Source organism: Achromobacter sp. SIMBA_011, from assembly GCF_046535435.1.
Lineage (GTDB): Bacteria > Pseudomonadota > Gammaproteobacteria > Burkholderiales > Burkholderiaceae_B > Achromobacter > Achromobacter dolens.
In genome coordinates this window covers 1-247 of sequence record NZ_JAWRWN010000990.1, presented here as the reverse complement: position 1 = coordinate 247, position 247 = coordinate 1, and the positions used below count along the sequence as shown (strand labels likewise).

The following is a 247-nucleotide window of genomic DNA, read 5'->3' as shown; positions in this document are numbered from 1 at the left end:
CGACTTATTTTCAGTGGCAAGCTTAACCGAATAGGGGAGGCGTAGCGAAAGCGAGTCTTAATAGGGCGTCTAGTCGCTGGGAATAGACCCGAAACCGGGCGATCTATCCATGGGCAGGTTGAAGGTTAGGTAACACTGACTGGAGGACCGAACCGACTACCGTTGAAAAGTTAGCGGATGACCTGTGGATCGGAGTGAAAGGCTAATCAAGCTCGGAGATAGCTGGTTCTCCTCGAAAGCTATTTAG

General features: G+C 50.6%; 1 rRNA gene. It reads left to right on the top strand.

Annotated elements, in window-relative coordinates:
- Window positions 1-247: ribosomal RNA gene (locus SB816_RS33980) — 23S ribosomal RNA — on the top strand; the annotation flags it as partial.